Source organism: Aminipila sp. (assembly GCF_032051575.1).
Classification (GTDB): Bacteria; Bacillota; Clostridia; order Peptostreptococcales; family Anaerovoracaceae; genus Aminipila.
Window position 1 is genome coordinate 14,451 of sequence record NZ_DAMBYD010000019.1, and the last position, 24,546, is coordinate 38,996.

16 protein-coding genes and 1 riboswitch are annotated in these 24,546 nt (G+C 36.7%); of the genes, 15 read left to right on the plus strand and 1 reads right to left on the minus strand.

The window, feature by feature from the left end; all coding sequences use genetic code 11:
- Nucleotides 1-63 precede the first annotated feature (63 nt).
- Nucleotides 64-1,137, plus strand: a complete 1,074-nt coding sequence (locus RTW14_RS18325) for a serine hydrolase domain-containing protein (RefSeq protein WP_312654205.1) — start codon at nucleotides 64-66, stop codon at nucleotides 1,135-1,137.
- Between the two features lie 31 nt (nucleotides 1,138-1,168).
- On the opposite strand, the gene RTW14_RS18330 is transcribed toward RTW14_RS18325, so the two are convergent.
- The gene (locus RTW14_RS18330; protein WP_312654207.1) at nucleotides 1,169-2,344 is read right to left on the minus strand and encodes a hypothetical protein; all 1,176 of its coding nucleotides are present in this window, start codon (nucleotides 2,342-2,344) and stop codon (nucleotides 1,169-1,171) included.
- A 146-nt stretch (nucleotides 2,345-2,490) separates the two neighbouring features.
- Nucleotides 2,491-2,617: riboswitch (SAM riboswitch) on the plus strand.
- 115 nt (nucleotides 2,618-2,732) lie between these two features.
- On the opposite strand from RTW14_RS18330, the gene metK reads away from it, so the two are divergent.
- The 14 genes from metK (at nucleotide 2,733) to RTW14_RS18400 (ending at nucleotide 24,450) form a co-directional block, all read left to right on the plus strand.
- On the plus strand, nucleotides 2,733-3,920 hold the full coding sequence (gene metK / locus RTW14_RS18335) for a methionine adenosyltransferase (RefSeq protein ID WP_312654234.1): 1,188 nt from the start codon (nucleotides 2,733-2,735) through the stop codon (nucleotides 3,918-3,920).
- A gap of 250 nt (nucleotides 3,921-4,170) precedes the next feature.
- Nucleotides 4,171-5,490 carry an aspartate kinase gene (locus tag RTW14_RS18340; protein WP_312654209.1) on the plus strand — a complete coding sequence of 440 codons (1,320 nt, stop codon included), beginning with the start codon at nucleotides 4,171-4,173 and terminating at the stop codon, nucleotides 5,488-5,490.
- A gap of 408 nt (nucleotides 5,491-5,898) precedes the next feature.
- A complete protein-coding gene (locus RTW14_RS18345) occupies nucleotides 5,899-7,911 on the plus strand; it encodes a methyl-accepting chemotaxis protein (RefSeq protein WP_312654211.1) in 2,013 nt (670 codons plus the stop codon).
- A gap of 57 nt (nucleotides 7,912-7,968) precedes the next feature.
- Nucleotides 7,969-8,883, plus strand: a complete 915-nt coding sequence (metA, locus tag RTW14_RS18350; RefSeq protein WP_312654213.1) for a homoserine O-acetyltransferase MetA — start codon at nucleotides 7,969-7,971, stop codon at nucleotides 8,881-8,883.
- 186 nt (nucleotides 8,884-9,069) lie between these two features.
- The gene (locus tag RTW14_RS18355) at nucleotides 9,070-10,335 is read left to right on the plus strand and encodes a 4Fe-4S binding protein (protein ID WP_312654215.1); all 1,266 of its coding nucleotides are present in this window, start codon (nucleotides 9,070-9,072) and stop codon (nucleotides 10,333-10,335) included.
- A gap of 133 nt (nucleotides 10,336-10,468) precedes the next feature.
- The gene (locus RTW14_RS18360) at nucleotides 10,469-11,749 is read left to right on the plus strand and encodes an HlyC/CorC family transporter (protein WP_312654217.1); all 1,281 of its coding nucleotides are present in this window, start codon (nucleotides 10,469-10,471) and stop codon (nucleotides 11,747-11,749) included.
- On the plus strand, nucleotides 11,740-14,499 hold the full coding sequence (gene secA, locus RTW14_RS18365) for a preprotein translocase subunit SecA (RefSeq protein WP_312654219.1): 2,760 nt from the start codon (nucleotides 11,740-11,742) through the stop codon (nucleotides 14,497-14,499). Before RTW14_RS18360 ends, secA begins: the two co-directional genes overlap by 10 nt.
- A gap of 254 nt (nucleotides 14,500-14,753) precedes the next feature.
- Nucleotides 14,754-15,876 (plus strand): peptide chain release factor 2 gene (prfB, locus tag RTW14_RS18370; protein ID WP_312654221.1). Its coding sequence is split into 2 segments (ribosomal slippage): nucleotides 14,754-14,828 and nucleotides 14,830-15,876, totalling 1,122 coding nucleotides; the frame shifts between segments, so codons are not numbered across the junction.
- Nucleotides 15,877-15,909: 33 nt separating this feature from the next.
- Complete coding sequence (locus RTW14_RS18375; RefSeq protein WP_312654223.1) at nucleotides 15,910-18,171, plus strand: Tex family protein; 2,262 nt, start codon at nucleotides 15,910-15,912, stop codon at nucleotides 18,169-18,171.
- A gap of 135 nt (nucleotides 18,172-18,306) precedes the next feature.
- Nucleotides 18,307-19,458 (plus strand): sodium ion-translocating decarboxylase subunit beta, encoded by a 1,152-nt coding sequence (locus RTW14_RS18380; protein WP_312654225.1) that lies wholly within the window; start codon nucleotides 18,307-18,309, stop codon nucleotides 19,456-19,458.
- A 183-nt stretch (nucleotides 19,459-19,641) separates the two neighbouring features.
- Nucleotides 19,642-20,178, plus strand: coding sequence for a hypothetical protein (locus RTW14_RS18385; RefSeq protein ID WP_312654227.1), 537 nt, complete (start codon nucleotides 19,642-19,644; stop codon nucleotides 20,176-20,178).
- A gap of 267 nt (nucleotides 20,179-20,445) precedes the next feature.
- Complete coding sequence (locus RTW14_RS18390; protein ID WP_312654229.1) at nucleotides 20,446-21,801, plus strand: sigma-54 interaction domain-containing protein; 1,356 nt, start codon at nucleotides 20,446-20,448, stop codon at nucleotides 21,799-21,801.
- 312 nt (nucleotides 21,802-22,113) lie between these two features.
- Complete coding sequence (locus RTW14_RS18395) at nucleotides 22,114-22,875, plus strand: 3-hydroxybutyrate dehydrogenase (protein WP_312654231.1); 762 nt, start codon at nucleotides 22,114-22,116, stop codon at nucleotides 22,873-22,875.
- A gap of 189 nt (nucleotides 22,876-23,064) precedes the next feature.
- The gene (locus RTW14_RS18400) at nucleotides 23,065-24,450 is read left to right on the plus strand and encodes a GntP family permease (RefSeq protein ID WP_312654232.1); all 1,386 of its coding nucleotides are present in this window, start codon (nucleotides 23,065-23,067) and stop codon (nucleotides 24,448-24,450) included.
- Nucleotides 24,451-24,546 lie beyond the last annotated feature (96 nt).

Sequence of the window (24,546 nt, forward strand, 5' to 3'; positions counted from 1 at the left end):
ATATAGCTTATAATTTAAGTATAATATTTTTATAAATGGTGTGGTTCATTAAAGGAGACAAAAATGATAACTAAAAAGTTAGATGAATATTTAAAAGATGCACTTTTTTATCATGATTTAGCAGGGCTTGCTATTGGGGTCACAGTTGGATTAAACAGTCCTCTTAAATGCAGGGGGTTAAATTATAAAAAGGCAGCAGGTTATAAAAACTTTATTACAAAAGAAAATTTACAGGCAGACAATATTTTTCATGTAGCTTCGGTTACAAAACTATTTGTAGGAACTTCGATTATGATACTGTATGAAAGAGGCTTGTTGGAACTAGATTCGCCAATAGTTAAAATTATACCGTGGCTGTTAATCGACGATAAACGATATAAAGACATAACAATTCGACATCTTCTGACGCATACTGCTGGATTGACTGATGTATCTGACTATGGGTGGGATAAGCCGGAATTTGACGAGGCGGCATTAAGAAGGTATGTACAAAGTGATGAAGTAGTAAAGTCCAAACTACTTTGGAGTCCTTTAGAACGTAATTTTAAATATAGTAATATAGGATATGAAATTTTAGGAACTATTATAGCTGAAATCGCAGGGGTTAGTTTTGAAGAATTTGTATCAGAAAATATTCTGAAACCATTACAAATGGACAATACTGCTTTATTAACCTTTGAGCGTGCCTCAGGAAGCTTGAATTTACAAGATTTGGAAAAAGTCAATATGGCAATGCCTCATACAAAAGATCAAGAGAAACATATTATACTGGAAAAACAATATCCCTATAATAGAGCACATGGACCCAGTTCTACCATTACAACTAATCTGACCGATTTGGAAAAGTGGGCAAGGGCCAACATAGAGAAGCGTATATTAAAAGAAGAATCCTATGCAGAGATTTGGAAACCACAAGCCGAGGTTCCAAATAATGGGGAAAATGTTGGGGTAAGCTGGTTTATAAGGGAGCAGAATGGATATACATTATATGGGCATGAGGGGAATGACGATGGATTTCGTGCAAGTTTCTGGATTTGCCCTGAATTAGATCTGCATATTGCTGTTGAATCAAATATTAGTAAAGCTCCAGTAAAAGGTATCAGTAAAAAAATATTAAATATAATGACCTCGGCATAAACCGAGGTCATCAATATTTTTTTTCATTGTATTATTCCCTTATGAATTCCAAAAAATCTTCAAAATCATCAAAATCACTTTGTATGAATTCATAAAGAATAGGCTCTTTAAATTCATATTTAGAAGTCATATCCATATATTCTTTTAAGGGACTTTTCCTTAAATCCATTTCTAATGCTAAAATTCCTTTAACATTATAGCTAGCGATAATCATCTGACCAAAGTCAGAGATATAAAACATGCCGTATACATCTTCATTTAACCTGAATACTGCTTTATCAACATGTGAATTATTCTTATTGAAAGCTAAAAAAAGTCTGCCATTTTCATGAATTGTCATCATGGCATTTGTAGTAATTTCAGCCAAACTGTTGTCAATAAATTCATCATTATCTGTTTGCAGGTCATATACAGTAATAAATTCTGGCCTTGAAAGCATCATGGCTGCTTCTGCAGCGCTAACTTTAAAGTCAGAACGTCTTTTAAAACTTGATACAAGGAATTCGTCTATACTAATTTCAGATATGACTATATGATATTTACCATTACTTTCAACCAGAGATTCGCACAAATAGGAGTTACTTTCTTCATCACTTATGTCGATGGTATTTTTACATAATGTAGAAATTGGATAATCCGAATATATTTCAACAGGAGTCCTGCCATTAGTCAAGTATTTTGCAGCATAATAATCACGGCCAAAGCAACGCATTAAAAAGTAGTTAATTACTTGAAATTCTGAATGAATTGGGTCGCACATTTTCTTCATTAGTTCGTGCTTTTCTTTAATGGCAAGAGTTATATCTTTCTCTAGAATAAAATTATATTCTTCTTTTCCTTTTGGTAATGGTAGGGTTAAATCTACATTAGCTTTTGCATATTCCTGTACTAAATAGCAAGCCTCTTTTTCAGTAATTTTGACTTTCTGCCCGCCTAGTCCACCTAAAAGGGCACTTTCAATTACAGTTATTTCTTCAATATCATTTCCTACAATGCTTTTATAAGTCTCAAATCCGTATTCTTCTGCATCGAAATAGAAAAATTGATGAAAATCTGAACTTAAATCTTCTGCTTCGATACCCCAATGTATATAAAGACCTGTAACGCCCATAAGTCTTGTATCTGTAATGTAAGCACTAATAAACTGCTTATTGCTGTCTAGAGGAGAATCAAGCCCGCCTCTGATCACTTTAAATTTTCTATCCAATATTATTTACCCTTTTCTTTAATTATAATAAAGTTAGTATAACCCAAAAGGTTATATATTGACAATATGCTATTTATAGATATAATATAATAAGAAAACTACAATTGAGATTAAAAGTACAAGTGGCTTCTAATTTCTTAAATAACCCCTTATCAAGAGCGGCGGAGGGAATAGGCCCTAAGATGCCCAGCAACCTGTGTATTTCAGATGCATTTGCAGACCAAATATAAAAGGTGCTAAATCCTACAGAAGTGGTATTCTGGAAGATGAGGAAAGATTGTCCAATATGTAAAATCTAACCTCTTTCTTAAGAGGTTATTTTAGTTTTTGAATAAAAATTTGATTTTTGATTTAAATTAAGTTAATTGTAAGGAAGGAAGGGAGTATTATTATGAAGAAATTATTTACTTCAGAATCAGTAACAGAAGGGCATCCTGACAAAATCTGCGATCAGATATCAGATGCAATTTTAGATGCTATTTATGCACAGGATCCTTATGGACGTGTTGCTGCAGAAACAACAACGACAACAGGTTATGCAATGGTAATGGGTGAAATTACTACAAATTGCTATATCGATATTCCTAAGATTGTAAGAGGAGTAATTTGTGATATCGGGTACGATAAGGGTGAATATGGTTTTGATGGCAATACTTGCGCTGTTTTAACTGCTATTGATGAACAGTCCACAGACATTGCTATGGGTGTTGATAAAGCATTAGAATATAAAGAAGGCTCATTGAATGACCAAATTGAAGAGACAGGTGCAGGAGACCAGGGTATTATGTTTGGCTTTGCTTGTAATGAAACTCCTGAATTAATGCCTATGCCTATTTCACTGGCTCACAAGCTTGCATTACAGCTTACGAAGGTAAGAAAAGATGGAACGATTAAGTATTTAAGACCTGATGGAAAAACACAAGTAACTGTTGAGTATGATGGGGATCAGGTAAAGAGAGTCGATACGGTTCTTATTTCGACTCAGCACGATCCGGAAGCTACGCAGGAGCAAATCAGAAAAGACCTTATTGAAAAGGTTATTAAGCCAATTATTCCAGCTGAACTTTTGGATGATGAAACAAAATATTATACAAATCCTACAGGCAGATTTGTAATTGGAGGACCACACGGTGACTCTGGTTTAACAGGTAGAAAGATTATTGTTGACACATATGGTGGATACGCTAGACATGGCGGTGGCGCATTCAGTGGTAAAGACCCTACAAAGGTTGACCGTTCAGCTACGTATGCAGCAAGATATGTTGCCAAAAATATCGTTGCATCAGGAATTGCGGATAAGTGTGAAATTGAATTAGCTTATGCAATTGGTGTGGCAAAGCCAGTATCAGTTTTTGTTGATACTTATGGGACTGGTAAAATTTCGGATGAAAAGATTTCAGAACTTGTTAACAAGCACTTTGACTTAAGACCAGCTGCAATTATCAGAGATTTAGACTTAAGAAGACCTATCTACAGACAGGTTGCTGCTTATGGACATTTCGGAAGAACTGATATTGACGTACCTTGGGAAAAGACAGATAAAGCTGATGCTTTGAGGCAGGATGCAGGTCTGTAAACAAAAAAACAATTTACAGTAGATGTTATTATGTAAAACAAAGCCGATCCTGCCAAATGGCGGGAACGGCTTTTGTTGTTTGAGCACAAAAAAGAATCAAAAATTGTTGCATTTCACAAAAAAACCACGTATAATGATTAATCATACGCTAAAATTATAAAAATGCGTTTGGTAAGGTTTAGCAGGATAGAAAATAATGAATATTATATATAACTAACAATGTAATTATATATGCGAGGAGGGATTTCCGATGGGAATCAAAGTTTCGAAATTTGGCGGCTCATCTGTAGCCGATGCGATACAGCTTACAAAGACAAAAGAAATAATAGAAGCAGATCATGACAGAAGATACGTTGTAGTATCTGCCCCTGGAAAGAGATATGACCAGGACAACAAGATTACGGATCTTTTATATTTATGTAAAACTCATATAGAACATAATTTACCTTATGAACAGGTATTTCAGGTTATTTGTGACAGATACATGGCTATGGAAATTAATCTTGGAGTAGAGGTGGATCTGCTAAAGGAATTTGATGAAATAAAAAGAAATCTTCAAGAAGGTGCTTCGTCTGATTATATAGCCAGTAGAGGTGAATATTTAAATGCAATGATGACAGCAGCCATGCTAGGCTATGATTTTGTAGATGCTGCTGGATTAATACTATTTGACGAAAAAGGTAAGTTTCTTGCTGAGGAAACAAATAAAATTTTAGGAGATGCTTTAAAGCAACATGAAAGGGCTGTTATACCTGGATTTTATGGCACATACCCAAATGGTAAAATTAAAACCTTTTCTAGGGGAGGTTCTGATATTACAGGTGCCATAGTGGCTAGAGCTGTAGAGGCAGAAGTTTATGAAAACTGGACGGATGTATCAGGGTTCCTCATGGCGGATCCAAGAGTTGTAAAAAATCCGCAGCCTATCAGCAAAATATCTTATAAAGAACTTAGGGAACTTTCTTATATGGGAGCATCGGTATTACATGAAGATGCAATTTACCCTGCCAGAATTGCAGGTATTCCTATAAACATTAGAAATACAAATATTCCATCAGATCCGGGGACAATGATTGATTCTGATGTGGAAGTTCAGAAGGATAGGATTATAACTGGAATTGCAGGAAGCAAGGACTTCTCCGTAATTGCTATTTATAAGAATGGACTTAGTCAGGAAAGCGGGTTTATAAGACGTCTGAGCAGCATCTTAGAGGATTATGATATTGCTATTGAACATATGCCAAGTGGAATTGATACCGTTTCGGTTGTAGTCTCAGATAAGAGTATTGATGGGAAATTGGATGACATCGTTGAGGAAATAAAGAGAAAACTTGATCCGGGCAGCATTGATGTTTTTGATGACATGTCACTTATTGCAACAGTTGGTGCAGGCATGTCCAAAAGACTTGGCGTATCTGCAACCTTATTTACAGCACTTGCAAAAGCCGGCGTAAACATCAGAATGATTGATCAGGGTTCCAGTGAAATGAACATTATAGTAGGCGTAGAGACAAAAGACTTCAACAGAGCCATCCAAGCCATCTATGATGCCTTTGTTACACCGCTTTAGCGGTAAAGTAACAACGGACAGCAGGGAGCGGAGCGAGTCGGAGGCAAAGCCGTTGCCTTTGTTACACCGCTTTAGCGGTAAAGTAACAACGGACAGCAGGGAGCAGAGCGAGTCGGAGGCGAAGCCGTTGCCTTTGTTACACCGCTTTAGCGGTAAAGTAACAACGGACAGCAATGAAAATGGACAGCGGGATTTTTACCCGCTGTTTTTATTTTTATAACAAAGAAGACAAAAAATCATTATATTTTTTGGAAATTTGTGGTATAATTTTAGTGATTTTGATGTTATTGCCTCAGTACAATTTTGTACTACATCAAAAGTTATAATAGAATATTGAACGAAGTGAAGATAAACACCATATTGCCGATTTGGTGGTTTTATTATGCAATGGCATATGGAGGAAAGTTTATGAAGAGTATACGTACCAAAATAATGGTTATAATCGGCGGAGTTGCTATTTTGGCAATGCTTATTTCAGGAATGGTTATTACGAAAGAGGTTGTTAAAACGGTCTCTTCAAGTGAAGAAAATGTATCGTCTTTAACTGCAGAAACCCTTCAAGCAGGGGTAGATGAGTACTTTACAGAGTATATTAGTCTGGTTCAACAGCTTGCACTTGATTCAAATCTTAGAAAACTGTTAACCGACGCACCAAACACGAGCAATTTTACCCAGAATCCAGAATATCAAAATGTATATACTACATTAAAGGATGGCACGGATAAAGGCAATAAGAATATGATTGGGACCTTTACAGCAGCAGCAAATTCCGATTTATTATTTGGTGGATCAGGTTATGTTGCTGAACCTGGATTTGAGTTGAAGACAAGAGCATATTGGTTTGAGAAGCAGGAAGATATTGATAAAGGATATATTATTACTGAGCCTTATATGGATATATCCACAAATAAAATGATTATAACGATATCTGCACCAGTATATGATATGAATATGAAGAATATTGTAGGTATTGCAGGAGCCGATGTATCTATTACAAATTTAAGTAACATGATTGTTGAAAAACAAAGTGCTTATGCGCAAGGCTATCAAATGCTAATCTCAAATAAAAATATAATCTTGGGAAGCAAGAATGAGGACGAGCTGCTGAAATCCACAGATAAAATCGGATTTAGTAAAAATATGGTGGAAGAAATTACTAAACCCACTGGCAAAATAATAAAATTTACTAGGAACGGAGAAACTCAATACGGTATAGTAGGAGAAACCCGTGCAGCAGGATGGAAAGTACTGCTTGCTATTCCAAAGGATAATTTTTTAAAGATAGTAAATTCGACAAGGCAAGAACTAATTCTTATTTATCTGGTTTCCATCGTAATCCTTTTTACAGTCATATTTATAGTGAGCAGAAGTATAGTTGCTCCACTTAAAAAATTAACTAAGGTGACTGACGAACTGGCAAATGGAAATCTAGAGACGCAGATAGATGTAAATTCAAGGGATGAAGTCGGAATAATGGCTGATTCTTTGAGAAGTTTAATCTTGAGATTGAACCAATATATAACTTATATAGATGAAGTGTCCGCTGCGCTAGATGAATTTGCTGATGGACGGTTAAATATTGAATTAAAGCAGAAGTACGATGGAGAATTTGCAAAACTAAAGAGCTCCATTATGCAGGTATCCAGCGTGTTTAAAAAAACTATCGGACAGATTGTAGATGTCTCTGAAATGGTGGCAAATGGTTCGGTAGAGATAGCTAATGCTGCACAAATGTTGGCACAGGGAACGACCAATCAAGCAAGTACCACAGAAGAACTTACAGCGACTATAAATGATTTATCCGAACATGTATCCGAAAATGCGAATAATGCGTTAAGTGCTGCTAATCAAGTTAGAATAGTGGGAAATACAGCAGATAAGAGTAATGAACAAATGCACCATATGATTATGGCTATTGATGATATTAATAAAAAATCTTCTGAAATAGGGAAAATCATTAAAGTTATTGAAGATATCGCTTTCCAGACAAATATCCTGGCATTGAATGCTGCAGTTGAAGCTGCAAGAGCAGGTACAGCAGGAAAAGGATTTGCTGTAGTTGCAGATGAAGTAAGAAATCTAGCAAGTAAGTCAGCAGAGGCAGCCAAAGTAACTACCAATTTAATAGAGGAAACAATTGATGCAGTAGAAAATGGCACAGAGATTGCTAATCAGACAGGCACAATGCTTGAGGAAGTCATAAAAGGAGTATCACAATCGGTTGAATTAATCAGTGGGATTTCTGAAGCTTCTGTAAAACAGGTGGCAGCACTGAGACAAACGCTGGACGGTGTTGAACAAATTAACTCAGTGGTTCAGACAAATGCAGCTACTGCAGAAGAAAGTTCAGCTGCGAGTGAACAATTGTCCAAGCAGGCCAACTCTCTTAAGGATGTATCCTCACAATTTAAGATTGATTAAGAATCTAAACTAATTTGTCGGCTGACCCGAAAAAAGAAATGGAGTGTGAAATATAGGATGCCACTGATTATACCAGATAAATTGCCTGCAGGTGATTTATTACAAAAGGAAAATATATTTGTAATGCATGATGCGGCGGCAATAAAACAGGATATCAGACCATTGCGCATATTAATGGTTAACCTGATGCCAGATAAGGCAGCTACAGAGACTCAGCTTGCAAGGGTATTGGCGAATTCACCATTGCAGGTAGAATTGACTTTGCTTAGAATGGGAACTCATGAGTCTAAAAACGTGTTGGAAGAATATCTGGATACTTTTTATAAAACCTTTGATGAAATTAAGGGTCAGCGTTTTGATGGGATGATTTTAACGGGAGCACCAGTTGAGACATTAAGTTTTGAAGAAGTGGATTATTGGGAAGAACTTTGTCAGATATTCAAATACTCAAAAACTAATGTATATAGCAGCATGTATATTTGCTGGGGTGCTCAGGCAGGACTCTATTATCACTTTGGCATTGATAAATATCCAATGGATGAAAAAATGTTTGGTGTATTTGAGCATAAAGTGACTCGTGCACATAGTCCTTTGTTAAGAGGATTTGATGATGTTTTCTGGGCTCCCCATTCCAGATATACACAGACTCTTAAATCGGATATAGTGTTTCACCCAGAAATCAGAATTTTAGCAGAGTCAGAAGAGGCGGGTCCTCATATTCTTGCTACAGATAATGGAAGACAAATTTTTATAATTGGGCATCAGGAGTATGATAGAGAAACCCTCGGCTTGGAGTATTACCGTGATGTAAGACAAGGTGGTCCTGTTTCGGTTCCCAAAAACTATTTTAAGGATGACCAGCCTGGCAAAGATGTTGTAGTAAGATGGCGTGGTCATGCCAGTATGCTATTTGCTAACTGGCTAAATTATTATGTTTATCAGGAGACGCCATATGACTTAACTCAGCTATAAGAGGATGCTTATATTTAAATAGTGATATAACAGAGACGTTGTATCACTATTTTTTTATATAAATCTTCACAAAACCTACAGATGACCCTCATAAAATCCAAATATTTTTATGCTATATTTTGATAAATTGAATTTAAGCTTCAACATACTAAACTTAATGAAAAATATAGAAAAAAAGAGGAAAATATGAATTTTATAAAAGAAAAAATATTAAATAGTAAAAACATCAGAACTTTAGTACAAGTGATTAGCTTTATTGCTTTTACTGGGTTATTTACATTAACATATGGAAGTCTTAAAAGTATTTACGTTTGTACAATAGAAGGGAACTTTAGTTTAGTCACATGTATGCCACAGTTAATTCTTGTTTCAGTTGTATTTCTGCTGACTGCAACGTTGGGAAGGTTTTTCTGTGGATGGATGTGTGCTTTTGGCACATTAATGGATTTTCTTCATTTTATTTCATATAAAATTACCGGAAAAAGTATTATTGTAAACTATAAACTAGATCAAGCATTAAAATTGCTAAAATACATAGTCCTTATAGGCTCAATTATTTTTATCTGGACTCTAGGTGTGAACCTGTTTGGAGGAAGTAACCCATGGGATGTATTTGGTACATATACATCTTTTGGACAATTCCCTGAATTTAGCCAGTATATTAAAAGCAATTGGCTGGGTGTTGGAATACTTGTAATAGTAGTTCTAGGGGGACTGTTCATAGAGCGGTTCTTCTGTAGATATTTATGTCCTCTGGGCGCTATTTTTAGCATATTATCTAAACTGCGTATAATAAAAATTAAAAAAGCAGAAAATAATTGTGGAAAATGTAGTCATTGCAGTAAGTCTTGCAGCATGGGAATTAACATAAATCCTAAAGAGGTGGTAACTTCCGGTGAATGTATAAATTGTTTCAAATGCATCAATGCCTGCCCAAGGGAAAACTTAAGGATTATGTTAGGAACAAAGCATTCGAAGAAAATTGCAGTAGTTATAGCTATTCTTGTAGTAAGTGCAAGTGGTATTGCTTATTATGCAGCAACCTATATTGATTCCAGCCAGGCAACAGACTTAAGCAAAGTTCATATAGCTGAATTGACTGAGCAGGGAGGGGGAACCTTTACAGATGGTACATATGAAGGTACGGGAAGTGGATTTAAGGGAACTACTACTGTATCCGTAACTGTTAAGAATGGCTATATAAAAAATATAGAAACTATATCCACGGGGGATGATATGCCATACTATAACAGGGCTTTTAACCATGTTGCGGAACAGATTATTTCAACACAGAATGTCAGTATTGATGCGATGACTGGTGCAACTTTCAGTAGCAATGGCATTATGGAAGCTGTAGCAAATGCTTTAGGACAGGAATATGAAAACAATAATAGCCAGCTTGAAAGAGGACATGGAGGCCTTGGATATGGGATGGATAATGGAAAAAGTTAGATTAATGCAATTGAGGGCGGGTTGCCCTCTTTTCTTTTTTTAACAAATGGTGTATAATATTATGTTACAACACACATAAACAAATAAGAATGCATAAGAACAAAACAAAAGCGTGTTTATACAGGAGGTATAAATGGGAGGGAGTATATTTACTTCAGTAATAGTCATAATTATTTTAATCGTATTATCAGGATACTTTTCCGCAACGGAGACAGCTTTTACATCTTTAAATAGAATAAGGATGAAAAATCTTGCTGGTACTGGTAATAAGAGAGCGAAGCTGGTACTTGCGTTAGAAGAAAAATATGACAGACTTCTAACAACAATTTTGATAGGGAATAACATCGTAAATATTACCATGACATCGATAGCAACTGTGCTATTTGTAGATCTATATGGTGTTTACGGTTCAACTATTTCTACAATAGTAATGACTGTTGTAGTTCTGATTTTTGGTGAAATATCTCCCAAAATTATTGCAAAAGAAAGTCCTGAAAACTTCTCTATGTTTTCAGCACCATTTCTCAGAATTCTAATGGTAATATTAAAACCAGTAAATTTCTTATTTATGCAATGGAAAAAAATTATTAGAACAGTATTTAAGATAAATGACGACCGAAGCATAACCGATGATGAACTTATAACCATTGTTGAAGAAGCAGAAACTGAGGGGAGCCTTGATGAAGAAAGAAGCGAATTAATTCAAAATGCCATTGAATTTAATGAACTAGAGGCTTATGATGTATTGACTCCCAGAGTTGACGTAGAGGCTATAGAAATAGATGAAGAAAAGGAAGAAGTGGCAAAAATATTCTTAGAAACAGGTTTTTCAAGACTGCCAGTATATGAGGAGAATATGGACAAAATCCTTGGCGTTTTAAATCAGAAGGATTTTCATAATTTTGTAATTGGCCAGAAAAAAGAAATATCCGATTATGTAACGCCAGTAGTATTTACACCAGGCTCTATAAAAATTGCTACTCTTTTAAAAAGAATGCAAAAAGCAAAAACTCATATTGCTGTTGTTGTAGATGAATATGGTGGTACTGAGGGTATTGTCACAATGGAAGACATCATTGAAGAACTTGTAGGAGAAATCTTTGATGAACATGATGCAACTGCTTCACAAGAGATTCTTCAAATTTACGATGGAAGTTACAGGGTACTGGGGGGCGCAAGTGTTGAAAAAATGTTTGACTATTTTGGGTTAAAATATGAGGAAATGGATGTTACTACAGCCAATGGATGGGTTGTAGTGAATCTGGATAAATTACCTGAAGTAGGCGATTCATTTGAATATAAAAATTTAAAAGTTAGAGTAACCAAGGCTGATGGAAAAAGGGCCTTAGAAATAAATGTGGTCGTTATGCCGCATGAAATGCAACAAGAGGAAGGGTTAAGAATATGGGATTAATGGAAAAAATCTTTGGTGATTTAAATGTCAAAGAAGTAAAAAGAATTGAAAAAATAGTAGACAAAGTAGAAGCACTTGATTCAGAAATGCAGGCACTTACAGATGAACAACTTAAGGCAAAAACTTTCGTATTTAAAGAAAGAGTTAAAAATGGCGAATCTCTTGACGATATATTGCCAGAGGCTTTTGCAGTATGTAGAGAAGGTGCTGTAAGAAGTTTAGGAATGAAACACTTTAGAGTACAGTTAATCGGTGGTGTTGCGCTGCATCAGGGAAGAATTGCTGAAATGAAAACTGGTGAAGGTAAGACTTTAGTGGCTACATTGGCAGCATATTTAAATGCACTTAGCGGGGAAGGCGTTCATGTTATAACCGTAAATGATTATCTTGCAAAACGTGATATGGAATGGATGGGAAAGTTATATACTTTCCTAGGATTGACTGTAGGATGTGTAATACATGAGGTAAATGGTGCAGATAGAAAAGCCGCTTATGAGGCTGACATTACTTATGGAACGAACAATGAATTTGGTTTTGATTACTTAAGAGACAACATGGTTACTTATCGTGAAGAAATGTCCCAGAGAGAAGAACTTAATTTTGCTATCGTGGATGAAGTTGACTCCATCTTAATTGATGAAGCAAGGACACCGCTTATTATTTCAGGTCAAGGAGCTAAGTCTACTGATTTATATGGAATAGCAGATAAATTTGTAATCAGATTACGAAATGAAGACGATTTTACTATTGAAGAAAAAGATAAAACTGTTGCCCTTACAGAAGAAGGTGTAGCTAAGTGTGAAAAAGAATTTGGTATTGAAAACTTCTCAGACCCTGAAAATATGGAAATCAACCATCACGTACTTCAGGCATTAAAGGCTAGAAACTTAATGAAGCGTGATGTTGACTATATTGTTAAAGACGGCGAAATCGTAATTGTTGATGAATTTACAGGCCGTTTAATGTTTGGCCGTAGATACAGTAATGGGTTGCACCAGGCTATCGAGGCTAAGGAAGGCGTACTAGTTCGTTCAGAGTCAAAGACACTGGCCACAGTAACATTACAGAACTACTTTAGAATGTACAAGAAACTGGCAGGTATGACAGGTACTGCAAAGACTGAAGAAGATGAATTTAGAGAAATATATAACATGGATGTTGTAGTAATACCAACGAACCGTGAAATTGCAAGAACAGATCTTCAGGATTCAATCTATGCGACTGAAAAGGGTAAGTTTAAAGCCATTGCAGAAAGAATTGCAGAAGTTCACGCTACTGGTCAGCCAGTTTTAGTAGGTACAATTTCGATTGAACGTTCTGAACTGATTAGTGATATGCTTAGCAAGCGTGGTGTTAAACATAAAGTGTTGAATGCAAAGCAGCATGAAAAGGAAGCAGAAATTGTTGCTGAGGCAGGTCGTTTAGGTGCGGTAACCATTGCTACCAATATGGCTGGTAGAGGTACAGATATCCTGCTAGGTGGTAATCCAGAATTTGAAGCAAAGCGTGAAATGAAGAGACAAGGCTTTAGTGATGAGGCTATGTCATTTGCGACTTCCTTTGTTACAACTAACGAACCGGAATTATTACATGCTCGAAAAACATTTAATGAACTAAATGATAGATTTAAGACAGAAAGGGCTGAAGAACAGCAGAGGGTTAGAGAACTAGGCGGTCTTTGCATAATTGGTACAGAACGTCATGAATCACGAAGAATAGATAATCAGTTAAGAGGACGTGCGGGACGTCAAGGCGATCCTGGTTGTACACAGTTCTTCTTATCCCTTGAAGACGAACTTATGCGTCTATTTGGTGGTGAAAAGATTCAGAGCTTGGTAGAAAAACTAGGTGTTGAAGAGGATGAAGCCATTGAAGCAGGAATGCTTACAAAGCGTATTGAAGCAGCTCAGAAAAAGGTGGAAGGAAAGAACTTCTACATTAGAAAATATGTATTACAATACGATAACGTTATGAATAAACAACGTCAGATTATTTATGATGAAAGACGCAAAGTATTATTTGGAGAAGATTTAAGAAATCACATTGTAAATATGACGCAGGAATTGATCGATGAAACCGTTGACCCGATAACTGTGGCATCAAGATATGCTGAGGAATGGGATTTACAAACTTTAGGTAAAAACTTAAAGAAATTATGTGTTAGATTTGATGAGAACCTACCTTATTCTCAGGAAGAAGTTCAGAATCTTACAGCAGAACAGCTAAAAGAAGATATTTATGAAGCATTTGAAAAACTATATGCTGAAAAAGAAGCAGAAATAGGTATCGATCGAATACGTGAATTAGAGAGAATGATTCTAATTAGAGTTGTTGATAACAAGTGGATGGACCATATTGATGATATGGATCAGCTTAGAAATGGTATCAATCTTCGAGCATTAGGGCAGCAAGATCCTGCAGCAGCTTACTCAAATGAGGGATTTGATATGTTTGAGCTTATGATACAGGCCATCAAGGAGGATACTGTAAAGTTCTGCTACAATGTTACTATTCAGACAAATGCTGAAAGAAAGAAAATTATGGAAGCAGGGGAAGGCAGGAAAGAAGAATACCACGAAGAAGGGATGGCTAGCAGCGTTTCAACTGGAGGAATGCCTAATCAGACTCAGGTTCCAGAGAGAGAACAAAAGCATGAGCCAATTAGAAGAACAGAAGAAAAAGTAGGAAGAAATGATTTATGCCCATGTGGCAGCGGTAAAAAGTATAAGAACTGCTGCATGAACAAATAGGGCTTGTTAATTTTCCGTTCTGCTGTGTTGTCAGTGAATCTGTGCTGCTTGAAGACCTACCATAAATTTGCATAGCAAATTTATGGTAGGTCTCATGCAACAAAATCAAAATTCATATTTTAGATTTTGACTGCCACGTACTATATGTACGTTCCGCTTCTCGATTCCCTGTCGCCTTGCATAACGAAAAATTCCCTGCGCCCTTTGTAATTGGGTTAATATTTGATATAAAACAAATAAGAAAGGAATTTTATATGGTTGAATTGGATCAGATAAAATACGGCTTGCCTGCTGCTAAGGCAAATTTGACAGAAGTAGGTGACTCTCTTTGACCTGGCAAGGTTAGAGAGCAGATTAGAAGAAATAGAAATAAAGACTCAGATAGATGGGTTTTGGGAGGACCATGAAGCCGCACAAAAACTATTGAAGGAAAAGAAGTCTTTAGAAAATACAGTTAACGGTTACAGAGATTTGGAGCGGGCTTTAGAGGATATTGAAGTCCTTATAGAAATGGCAGAAGAAAGCGAAGCAGATTCTTCTGCAGAAGAAAATGCCCATATGGCAGAAGAAATAAAAGAAGCATATGAAAACTATAAAGCCAAAGTAGAGGAAGTTAGATTAAGAACATTATTAACTGGGGAGTATGACAGTAATAGTGCTATCTTTACGGTACATGCAGGTACTGGTGGTGTTGATGCTATGGATTGGGCAGAGATGCTTCTTCGGATGTACACACGTTGGGCAGATAAGAAAGGTTACAAGACTAAGGTGATTGACCTTCAAGATGATACAGAGGCCGGAATTAAAAGTGCCACTGTAATTGTAGAAGGTGAAAATGCATATGGATATTTAAAAAATGAACGTGGGGTTCATAGATTAGTTCGTATCTCTCCGTTCAATGCGCAAGGAAAGAGACAAACCTCTTTTGCTTCACTGGAAGTAATGCCTGAACTTGATGATGACATAAATATAGAAATTGATTCTGAAGATTTACGAATAGATACTTATCGTTCCAGTGGCGCCGGTGGGCAGCATGTAAATAAAACAGATTCAGCTATTCGAATTACACACTTACCAACCAATATTGTAGTTACTTGCCAGAATGAGCGAAGTCAGCATCAAAACAAGGATATGGCCATGAAGGTGTTGAAAGCCAAACTAACTGAACTTGCTGAACAGGAGCATAAGGATAATCTGAAGGAACTTAAAGGTGATTTTTCACAAAACACATGGGGAAGCCAGATTCGTTCTTATGTATTCCAGCCTTATACAATGGTTAAAGACCACCGAACAGGAGCGGAAATCGGTAATGTCCAGTCAGTTATGGATGGGGAGATTGATTATTTTATCAATGAAAAGTTAAAATTTAAGGATTGATTATAAATTTATGTAGGGAAAAGGAATTAGAAAATGAACATTATTGAAAAATTGGCCCAGGAATTTTCTGTAAAGATTTCACAGGTTGAAAATACAGTAAAACTTATAGATGAGGGGAATACTATTCCGTTTATTGCACGTTATAGAAAAGAAGTAACCGGAGGACTTTCGGACGTAATACTACGTGATATGGACGAAAGACTTACTTATCTGCGCAACCTTGAAACTAGAAAAGAAGAAGTTACAAGGCTAATTGACGAGCAGGGGAAATTAACAGATGAACTAAAGGCTGAAATTGAAAAAGCAGAAGTATTACAGAGAGTAGAGGATCTTTACAAGCCTTATAAGCAAAAAAAGGCGACAAGAGCCTCAAAGGCAAAGGAAAAGGGATTGGAGCCCTTAGCACTTGTCTTTTATGCACAGGAGATTCAATCAGGCACTATTGAAGAACTGGCAATGCCATACATAAATGAGGAGAAAGGTGTTGAAACTGCTGAACAGGCCATTCAGGGAGCCATGGATATTATTGCAGAAATGGTTGCAGATCATCCTGAGCTTACAGCAATGGTAAGAGAAAAGACAAAGAAAGCAGGGGTCATTTCAACAGAAGCAGTAGATTCAGAGGAAAAAACTGTTTACGATATGTATTATGGACATCAGGAAAGCATTGACAAAATTCCAAACCATAGAGTTCTTGCTATAAACAGAGGTGAGAAGGAAAAGAAGCTTAAGGTTAAGGTGGTAGCACCAGTAGAACAACTTCAATTAATGCTAGAAGAGGATGTTATTACAAGTGAAAAATCAATATTTGTTCAGCTTTTAAAAGATACCATTGCAGATGCTTACAAGAGATTAATGGCTCCTTCTATTGAAAGAGAAATGAGAAATCTTTTAACTGAAAGAGCAGAACTTGATGCGGTGAAAGTATTTGCTAAAAATACAGAAAAATTATTAATGGTTCCACCAGTTAATGGAGCAAGAATCATAAGCATTGACCCTGGATATAGAACGGGTTGTAAAGTAGCGGTTTTAAATGAAACAGGTAAGCTTTTAGCTTACGCTACAGTATATCCGACACAACCGAAAAAGGATATTGCAGGAACTGAAGCCGCATTAAAGAAGTTAATAGAAAAGTTTAAGATTAATACCATTGTAATAGGCAATGGGACAGCTTCAAGAGAAACCGAAGAAGTTGTGGCTAACTTTCTTAAGAAAAATGACTATGATATAAACTATACCATTGTAAATGAGGCCGGTGCATCCGTTTATTCAGCATCAAAACTGGCAACAGAAGAATATCCAGACCTTGATGTTACCACAAGAGGAGCGATGTCACTAGGCAGAAGACTTCAGGATCCGCTTGCGGAACTTGTTAAGATTTCACCAAAGAGCATTGGGGTAGGTCAGTATCAGCACGATATAGATCAGAATCTTTTAGATGGAGCATTAACAAATGTAGTAGAAGACTGCGTAAACAGAGTTGGAGTTGATTTGAATACAGCATCTCCTTCACTTCTTTCCTATATCGCAGGAATTAATATGGGCATAGCCAAGAATATTGTTGCCTATAGAGAAGAAGCAGGTAAGTTTACCAATAGAAAAGAACTTTTAAAGGTTGCAAAGCTAGGAGAAAAAACTTATAAGCAGTGCGCAGGGTTTATGAGAATAGCAGATGGAAAGAACCCGCTTGATGCGACTTCTGTTCATCCCGAGTCTTATGCAGCAGCAGATGTAGTACTTCAAAAACTGGGTATTGACAAGGAACTGATTAGACAAGGCGGGGCAGCTGAGATTGAAGAAAAAATTTGTATAGTTTATCCAGCAGATAAAAAGCCTGCTAAAGTGGAATTAGGTACAAAAGGGCTTGCAGCTTTGGCTGTATTGAAAGAAACTAAGCCAGAAGATCCCAAAAAGGGACTAGGCAAGAGCATTGAAAAACTTGCCGAAGAGGTGGGGCTTGGTGTCATGACACTAAAAGACATCATTGAAGAAATAAAGAAGCCTGCCAGAGACCCTAGAGAAGATGCACCAGCTGTAGTTTTCAGAAACGACGTAAGAAGCTTTGAAGATTTAAAAGTGGATATGGAAATGATGGGAACAGTCCGTAATGTAGTAGACTTTGGAGCTTTTGTAGATATCGGAGTTAAAAATGATGGATTAGTCCACATTTCAGAGATAAGCAATAAATTCATAAAGCATCCTATGGATGCAGTATCTGTGGGAGATACGGTAAAAGTTAAAATTTTAAGTATCGACTATGCTAGACAGAAAATTGCACTTACAATGAAATTATAGAAATTATTATGGCCCTAAAACTCTTAAAATGGAGTATTTTAGGGCTATTTTGCCCTTGTATTAGTTGTATAATTATGGTAGTATTATCACGGGTAGCACCACTATGTCCGTTATAGAAAAGGAGATTGAGTCGAGATGTTATTAGAAACAATCACTAAATTTATTGGAGACATGGGTATCGTAAACTTAGACTACAAAAGTGGAATCATGATTGTGGTTGCACTATTTTTACTTTATTTAGCTATTAAGAAAGGCTTTGAACCTTTATTACTAATACCGATTGCATTTGGAATGCTATTGTCCAATTTACCTGGCTCAGGAATTTTTATCAACCACGCGGTGATTACTTCTTCTGAGGAATTATCAGATGTAGGTTTGCTAACTATATTTTACATATTAAAACCTATACTGCCGTCTTTGATATTCTTAGGTGTAGGAGCAATGACAGACTTTGGCCCACTTATCGCTAATCCTAAATCACTGCTTCTTGGAGCAGCAGCTCAATTTGGTATTTTCTTAGCATTCTTCGCAGCTATATTCTTAGGTTTTAATGCTCAGGAAGCTTCATCAATTGGTATTATCGGAGGAGCAGATGGTCCAACCGCAATATATCTGACACAGAAATTGGCACCGGCACTACTGGGAGCTGTTGCAGTTGCGGCATACTCCTATATGGCACTGGTTCCGGTTATTCAACCACCGATTATGAAACTTCTTACTACTAAGAAGGAACGTATGATTAAGATGGAACAGCTTAGAAATGTATCTCAAAAAGAAAAAATCTTATTTCCCATTGCAGTAACGGTCATTGTTGTATTACTACTTCCAGCGGCAGCCCCACTTATTGGACTGCTAATGCTTGGGAACCTTTTTAAAGAATGCGGAAAAACATTAAGGTTGTCGGATACTGCATCAAATGCTATGATAAACATTGTTACAATCATGCTTGGGTTAGCAGTCGGTGCGTCAGCACAGGGCCCGACTTTTTTAGTAAAAGAAACAATTTTAATTATCATTTTAGGAGTTTTTGCTTTTGCTGGAGGTACAGCGGCAGGAGTTCTTTTAGCTAAACTTATGAATGCAGTTACTGGAGGAAAAATCAATCCACTTATTGGATCTGCAGGTGTATCTGCTGTGCCAATGGCGGCGCGTGTATCTCAGAAGGTTGGTCAGGCAGAAAATCCTTCAAATTTCTTGTTAATGCATGCCATGGGACCTAATGTTGCGGGTGTAATTGGTTCGGCCGTTGCCGCCAGCGTGATGCTGTCCATGTTTGGTGGATACTAAATTGAAATATAAGAAAAGGTTAAAGAAAGTGCAGTTGGAAATAGCTGCACTTTTGTGTTGCTTTAGTGAAAATTATGTGTAATATGTGTGAAAGTACTTACCAAATACTGTATTTGTACGATATACTACCTATAGTGGGTAGCTTAATTTATCTTGTTTGATTGGAAGAAAGAAGGTTAAAAAATGATTGAATCCATAGGCAACAGCATAACCGATTATGCAAAGCAGGAAAGAGAATTATTAGCAAGCAGGGAGAATAGTGTAAAGAGTGCTGAGACTTCACAGGCATCCGCTTCAAGTGATGCAGCAGCCATTGCAAATTCAGAACAGCAGATTTCAGATACCGCACAGGCAAAGACAAGAGCACCGCAATACGATACGGTAGAAATTAGCGAAGAAGGTATGAATATGGCGAAGCAGCAGGCAAATAGTGATTCTGCTGCATTAAATTCTGCCACAAAGACAGATTCAACTGAAGAAACTGAAAAAGCAGCGTCCAGCAGTTCGTCAACAGCTACTAAGGATCTATCCTCTTATTCTGAAGATGAGTTGGATGACATGGTGGATGAAGGAACTATTAGTCAGTTAGAGAAAAATACAGAGTTAGCAAGACGTGCTGCTGAAGAAGCTACAGACAAGCAGGATGAGGATAACAGTGTGGTAACTTCTGACGAAATGATAAATGTTTCAGGGCAGTCGGCTATGGAAGATGAAGAATAATTGTACATATACATATTACTTAAAATTTAAATAGCATAAAAGCTGAGTTAAGTGTCTCCGCTTTTATGCTATTTTTTAAATAATTATTAATACTAAGTGAAAATAATTTTAACTTACCAAAAAAGGATGTACGGAAAAGTGAACACCAAAAAGCAATGTTGACTAGAAGATTTAGGGTATGATAGTATGGCTGTAAGATGAATGCTAGTTTAGGGAGGCTGAAAAATAATAATATGTTAGTGCAGTTATAATAACCAGGAGGGTATTATGGATAGTGCAGTACTTAAAGATATTATTCTAAATGCAACTTCAGAGCCTATCGTAATTGTTGATAATAAGGGGTGTATAACCGAACTAAGCAAGGCTTATGCAGAGTTTTTGGAAATTGATCGAGACCAGGCCATTGGAAAGCATGTTTCAGAAGTAATTGAAAATTCAAGAATGCATATCGTTCTTGAAACAGGAAAGGCCGAGATTGCCAAAACCCAAAAAATAAAAGGGAAGACTATGATTGCTACGAGAATCCCGATTGTAAAGAATGGGGAAATTATGGGCGTTTATGGTAGAGTTCTTTTCAAGGACATAAAGGAATTATATTCGCTTTATGGGAGAATCAATGAAATAGAACAGGAACTGTCTTTTTACAAAAAACGATATGGGAAGATTAATATTGCAAAATACAGCGTTGATGATATCATAGGTGAAAGTCCTGAAATATTGGAAATGAAAAAAAGCATTTTAAAAGTAGGCATTGGTAATTCAAACATTTTAATAACAGGAGAAAGTGGGACAGGCAAGGAGCTAGTGGCGCATGCGATTCATAGTGCCAGCAGGAGAAAAGAGAATCCTTTAATTTGCCTGAACTGCGCGGCGATTCCTTCACAATTATTAGAATCAGAACTCTTTGGATATGAAGAAGGGGCATTTACAGGGGCAAAAAAAGGTGGTAAGCCTGGACTATTTCATGCTGCAAATAAAGGAACTTTGTTTCTTGATGAAATAGGAGATTTATCCATGAGTATGCAAGTAAAGCTTCTTAGGGCTATTCAGGATAAAGAAATTAGGAGAGTGGGATCATCAACCGGCGAAAATGTTGATGTTAGAATAGTGGCAGCTACAAATAAAAATCTAGCAGAGATGATAGAGGAGAATACCTTTAGGGCAGATTTATTTTATCGTTTAAATGTTGTAAGCATTACAATTCCACCAGTTAGAAAAAGAAAAAGTGACATTCCTATTTTAGTTCAATTTTTCTTAAATAAAATTGCAGAGAATGAGGGGATTTATTTAAAGGGTATATCAAATGCTGCAATGGAATATTTAAAACAGTATGACTGGCCTGGAAACATAAGAGAGCTTGAGAATACTTTAGAAAGAGCCTCCAATTTTGTTGATGATGATGGAATAATCAAGCCGAAAGATTTGATAAATAAAATTACTGGCGGCGTGAATCCATATGCAGATAAGCAGCTTAAAGAGATTGTAGAGGAGGCTGAACGTAATGCCCTGATTAATGCATTGATGAGGTTTGAAGGTAGAAAAACCTTAATTGCGAAAGAATTAGGGATAAGCAGGACAAGTTTATATGAAAAACTGGAGAAATATAAAATTGATTTAATGTAAATACATGAAGTGTACGGAAATTATTACAAAAAAGAAGTCGTTTCAAAGAGAATGTACTAAAAAGTTTACAAATTACAGACTTAGAAGCTGTTTGCCAGGCGGCAAACAGTTTTTTTATACCAACTACCATAAATAAAAACTATACATGCATTGATAAAACCATTGGAAATGAAAGGATGTGCATAAACATAAAATTTGGATAAGCCTCTTGGCATGCAAATTGCGTTATATGTTGCTGTGGCATTTATATAACAGCATATATGTCATTACCTAGGTAAAATTGCACAGTTATCAAGTTAGGAGGACGAGAAGATGATAAAGAAAAGAGTTGCTATCATTACAGGAGCAGCAAGCGGCATTGGATTTTCTACAGCAGAAGCTTTGGCAAGAGATGGGGTCAAAGTTGTAATGGCCGATGTGAACGCTGAAAAGCTAAAAAGCGCAGCAGAGGAAATCGGAGGCATTTACTTAACAGCAGATTTAAGTAAGAGAGAAAGCTGCAGGGATTTAGTTGACTTTACATTGGAGCATTACGCAAAAGTAGATATTCTTATAAATGTTGCAGGATTACAGAATGTATGTCCAGTGGAAGAGTTCCCAGAAGATAAATGGGACTTTATGATTTCGTTAATGTTAACAGCGCCATTTTTACTTACCAGGTATTGTTGGCCATCAATGAAAGAAAATGGGTGGGGAAGGGTTATTAATTTAAACTCAATTCATGGTTTAGTCGCTTCTGAATTCAAATCTGCTTATGTTTCAGCAAAACATGGGCTGACGGGGTTCACCAAGGCAGCAGCTTTAGAGGGAGGGCCATATGGAATTACAGTGAACTCGATATGTCCTGCTTATGTTAAGACACCTTTAGTTGAAGGACAAATTGCGGATCAAGCTAAGCATCATGGGATAACAGAAGAAGAGGTAGTACGAAATATCATGCTTGCCAAAGCATCAATCAAAGAGATGCTGGCGCCTGAAACAATTGCAGAAGTAGTTAAGTTCTTATGCTCGGATGTTGCTTCAAGCATTACAGGTATAGCATTACCAATTGATGGCGGCTGGACAGCAAACTAAATAATTAAATCTAAAAACTCAGACAATAAAACTAACAAAACAACTAACATACAAAAATAATAAGGGGATGCCTGACATACTGGATTAAGTTCATCTAGAAGGCAACCCCGCAGACGTAATTTTAAAGGTTATTATAATTAGTTGAAGTTATAGAGAGCTCAAAGAGTTCGTATTTGAGGAGGAAAAAAGATGATCGGAGTATTAGGTATCATTATCTCTTTAGGATTATTAATGTATTTGGCATACAAGGGTTGGTCTGTTATTATTATCGCTCCGTTATTAGCATTGCTGGCAGCAAGTTTTACAATCTTTCAGGGTGGGGATTTCCACATGCTGGCCACTTATACAGAAGGGTTTATGGTCAGCTTATCAGGTTATGTTAAAAGTTATTTTCCGGTATTCTTACTAGGAGCATTATTTGGAAAGGTCATGGATGATTCAGGGGCAGCCAACTCTATTGCCGTTGCTATTTCAACCAAAATTGGTAAGGGTAAGGAGATTTGGGCAGTGGTACTATCCTGTGCGGTTATTACTTACGGAGGAGTATCCCTATTTGTAGCAGCTTTCGCCATATATCCAATTGGAGCAGCGTTATTTAGAGAAGCGGATATACCAAAAAGATTATTACCTCCAGCTATTGCCTTAGGAGCATTTACTTTTACTATGACTGCAATCCCAGGAACACCACAGATTCAGAATGCAATTCCAATGCAGTATTTTGGGACTGATGCTTTTGCAGCACCAATACTAGGTATTGTTGCTGCGGTAATTATGCTGTTTGGCGGAATGTTTTGGATAAATTCTAGAAATAAAATAGCTCAAGCAAAAGGTGAAGGCTATGGAAATCATATGAATGAAGATATTGCAGCTATGGACACATCGAATCTGCCACCGTTTTTTACATCAATTCTGCCGATTATTATCGTATTAGTAGGGAACTTTATTTGTTCAAAGTATGTATTCCCAAGTATGGATACTGCTTATTTGGCTGATTATAATACTACAATTGGAGCAGTACAGGGAAATTGGAGTTTAATCGTATCTCTAATTATCGGTGTTCTGGCTGCTATTGCTTTTAATTATAGAAGATTCACAAGTATCAGAAGCTGTTTGAAGAATGGTGTACAGGGTTCTTTTCTTGCAATTATGAACACAGCTTCAGAAGTTGGTTATGGTAATGTCATTAAAACCCTGGCAGGTTTCAGTTTGGTGGCAGCAGGGATGTTGAGTATTTCCAGCAACCCTCTTGTTGGCGAAGCCATTTCGTCATCAGTACTTGCAGGTATCACAGGATCTGCTTCTGGTGGACTCAGTATTGCACTTGCTACATTCTCAGATCAGTTCATTGCTCAAGCCGCTACATATGGAATTAGTCCTGAAGTTCTCCACAGAGTTGCATCAGTTGCATGCGGAGGATTGGATACATTGCCTCATAACGGTGCAGTTATCACATTGCTTGGTATTACTGGGATGACCCATAAAGAATGTTATGCAAATATCGGTATGTGCACAGTAGTCATTCCAGCTATTGCTTGCGTAGCTATCATTATTCTTGGCTCTTTTGGAATTTGTTAATTCAATATAAATGTAAATAAAAATGTAAAATTGCAGAAAAATAAAGAAAGGTCGTGTTTTTCATGATTAATAAGATCAGAACAGCCGAAGAAGCAG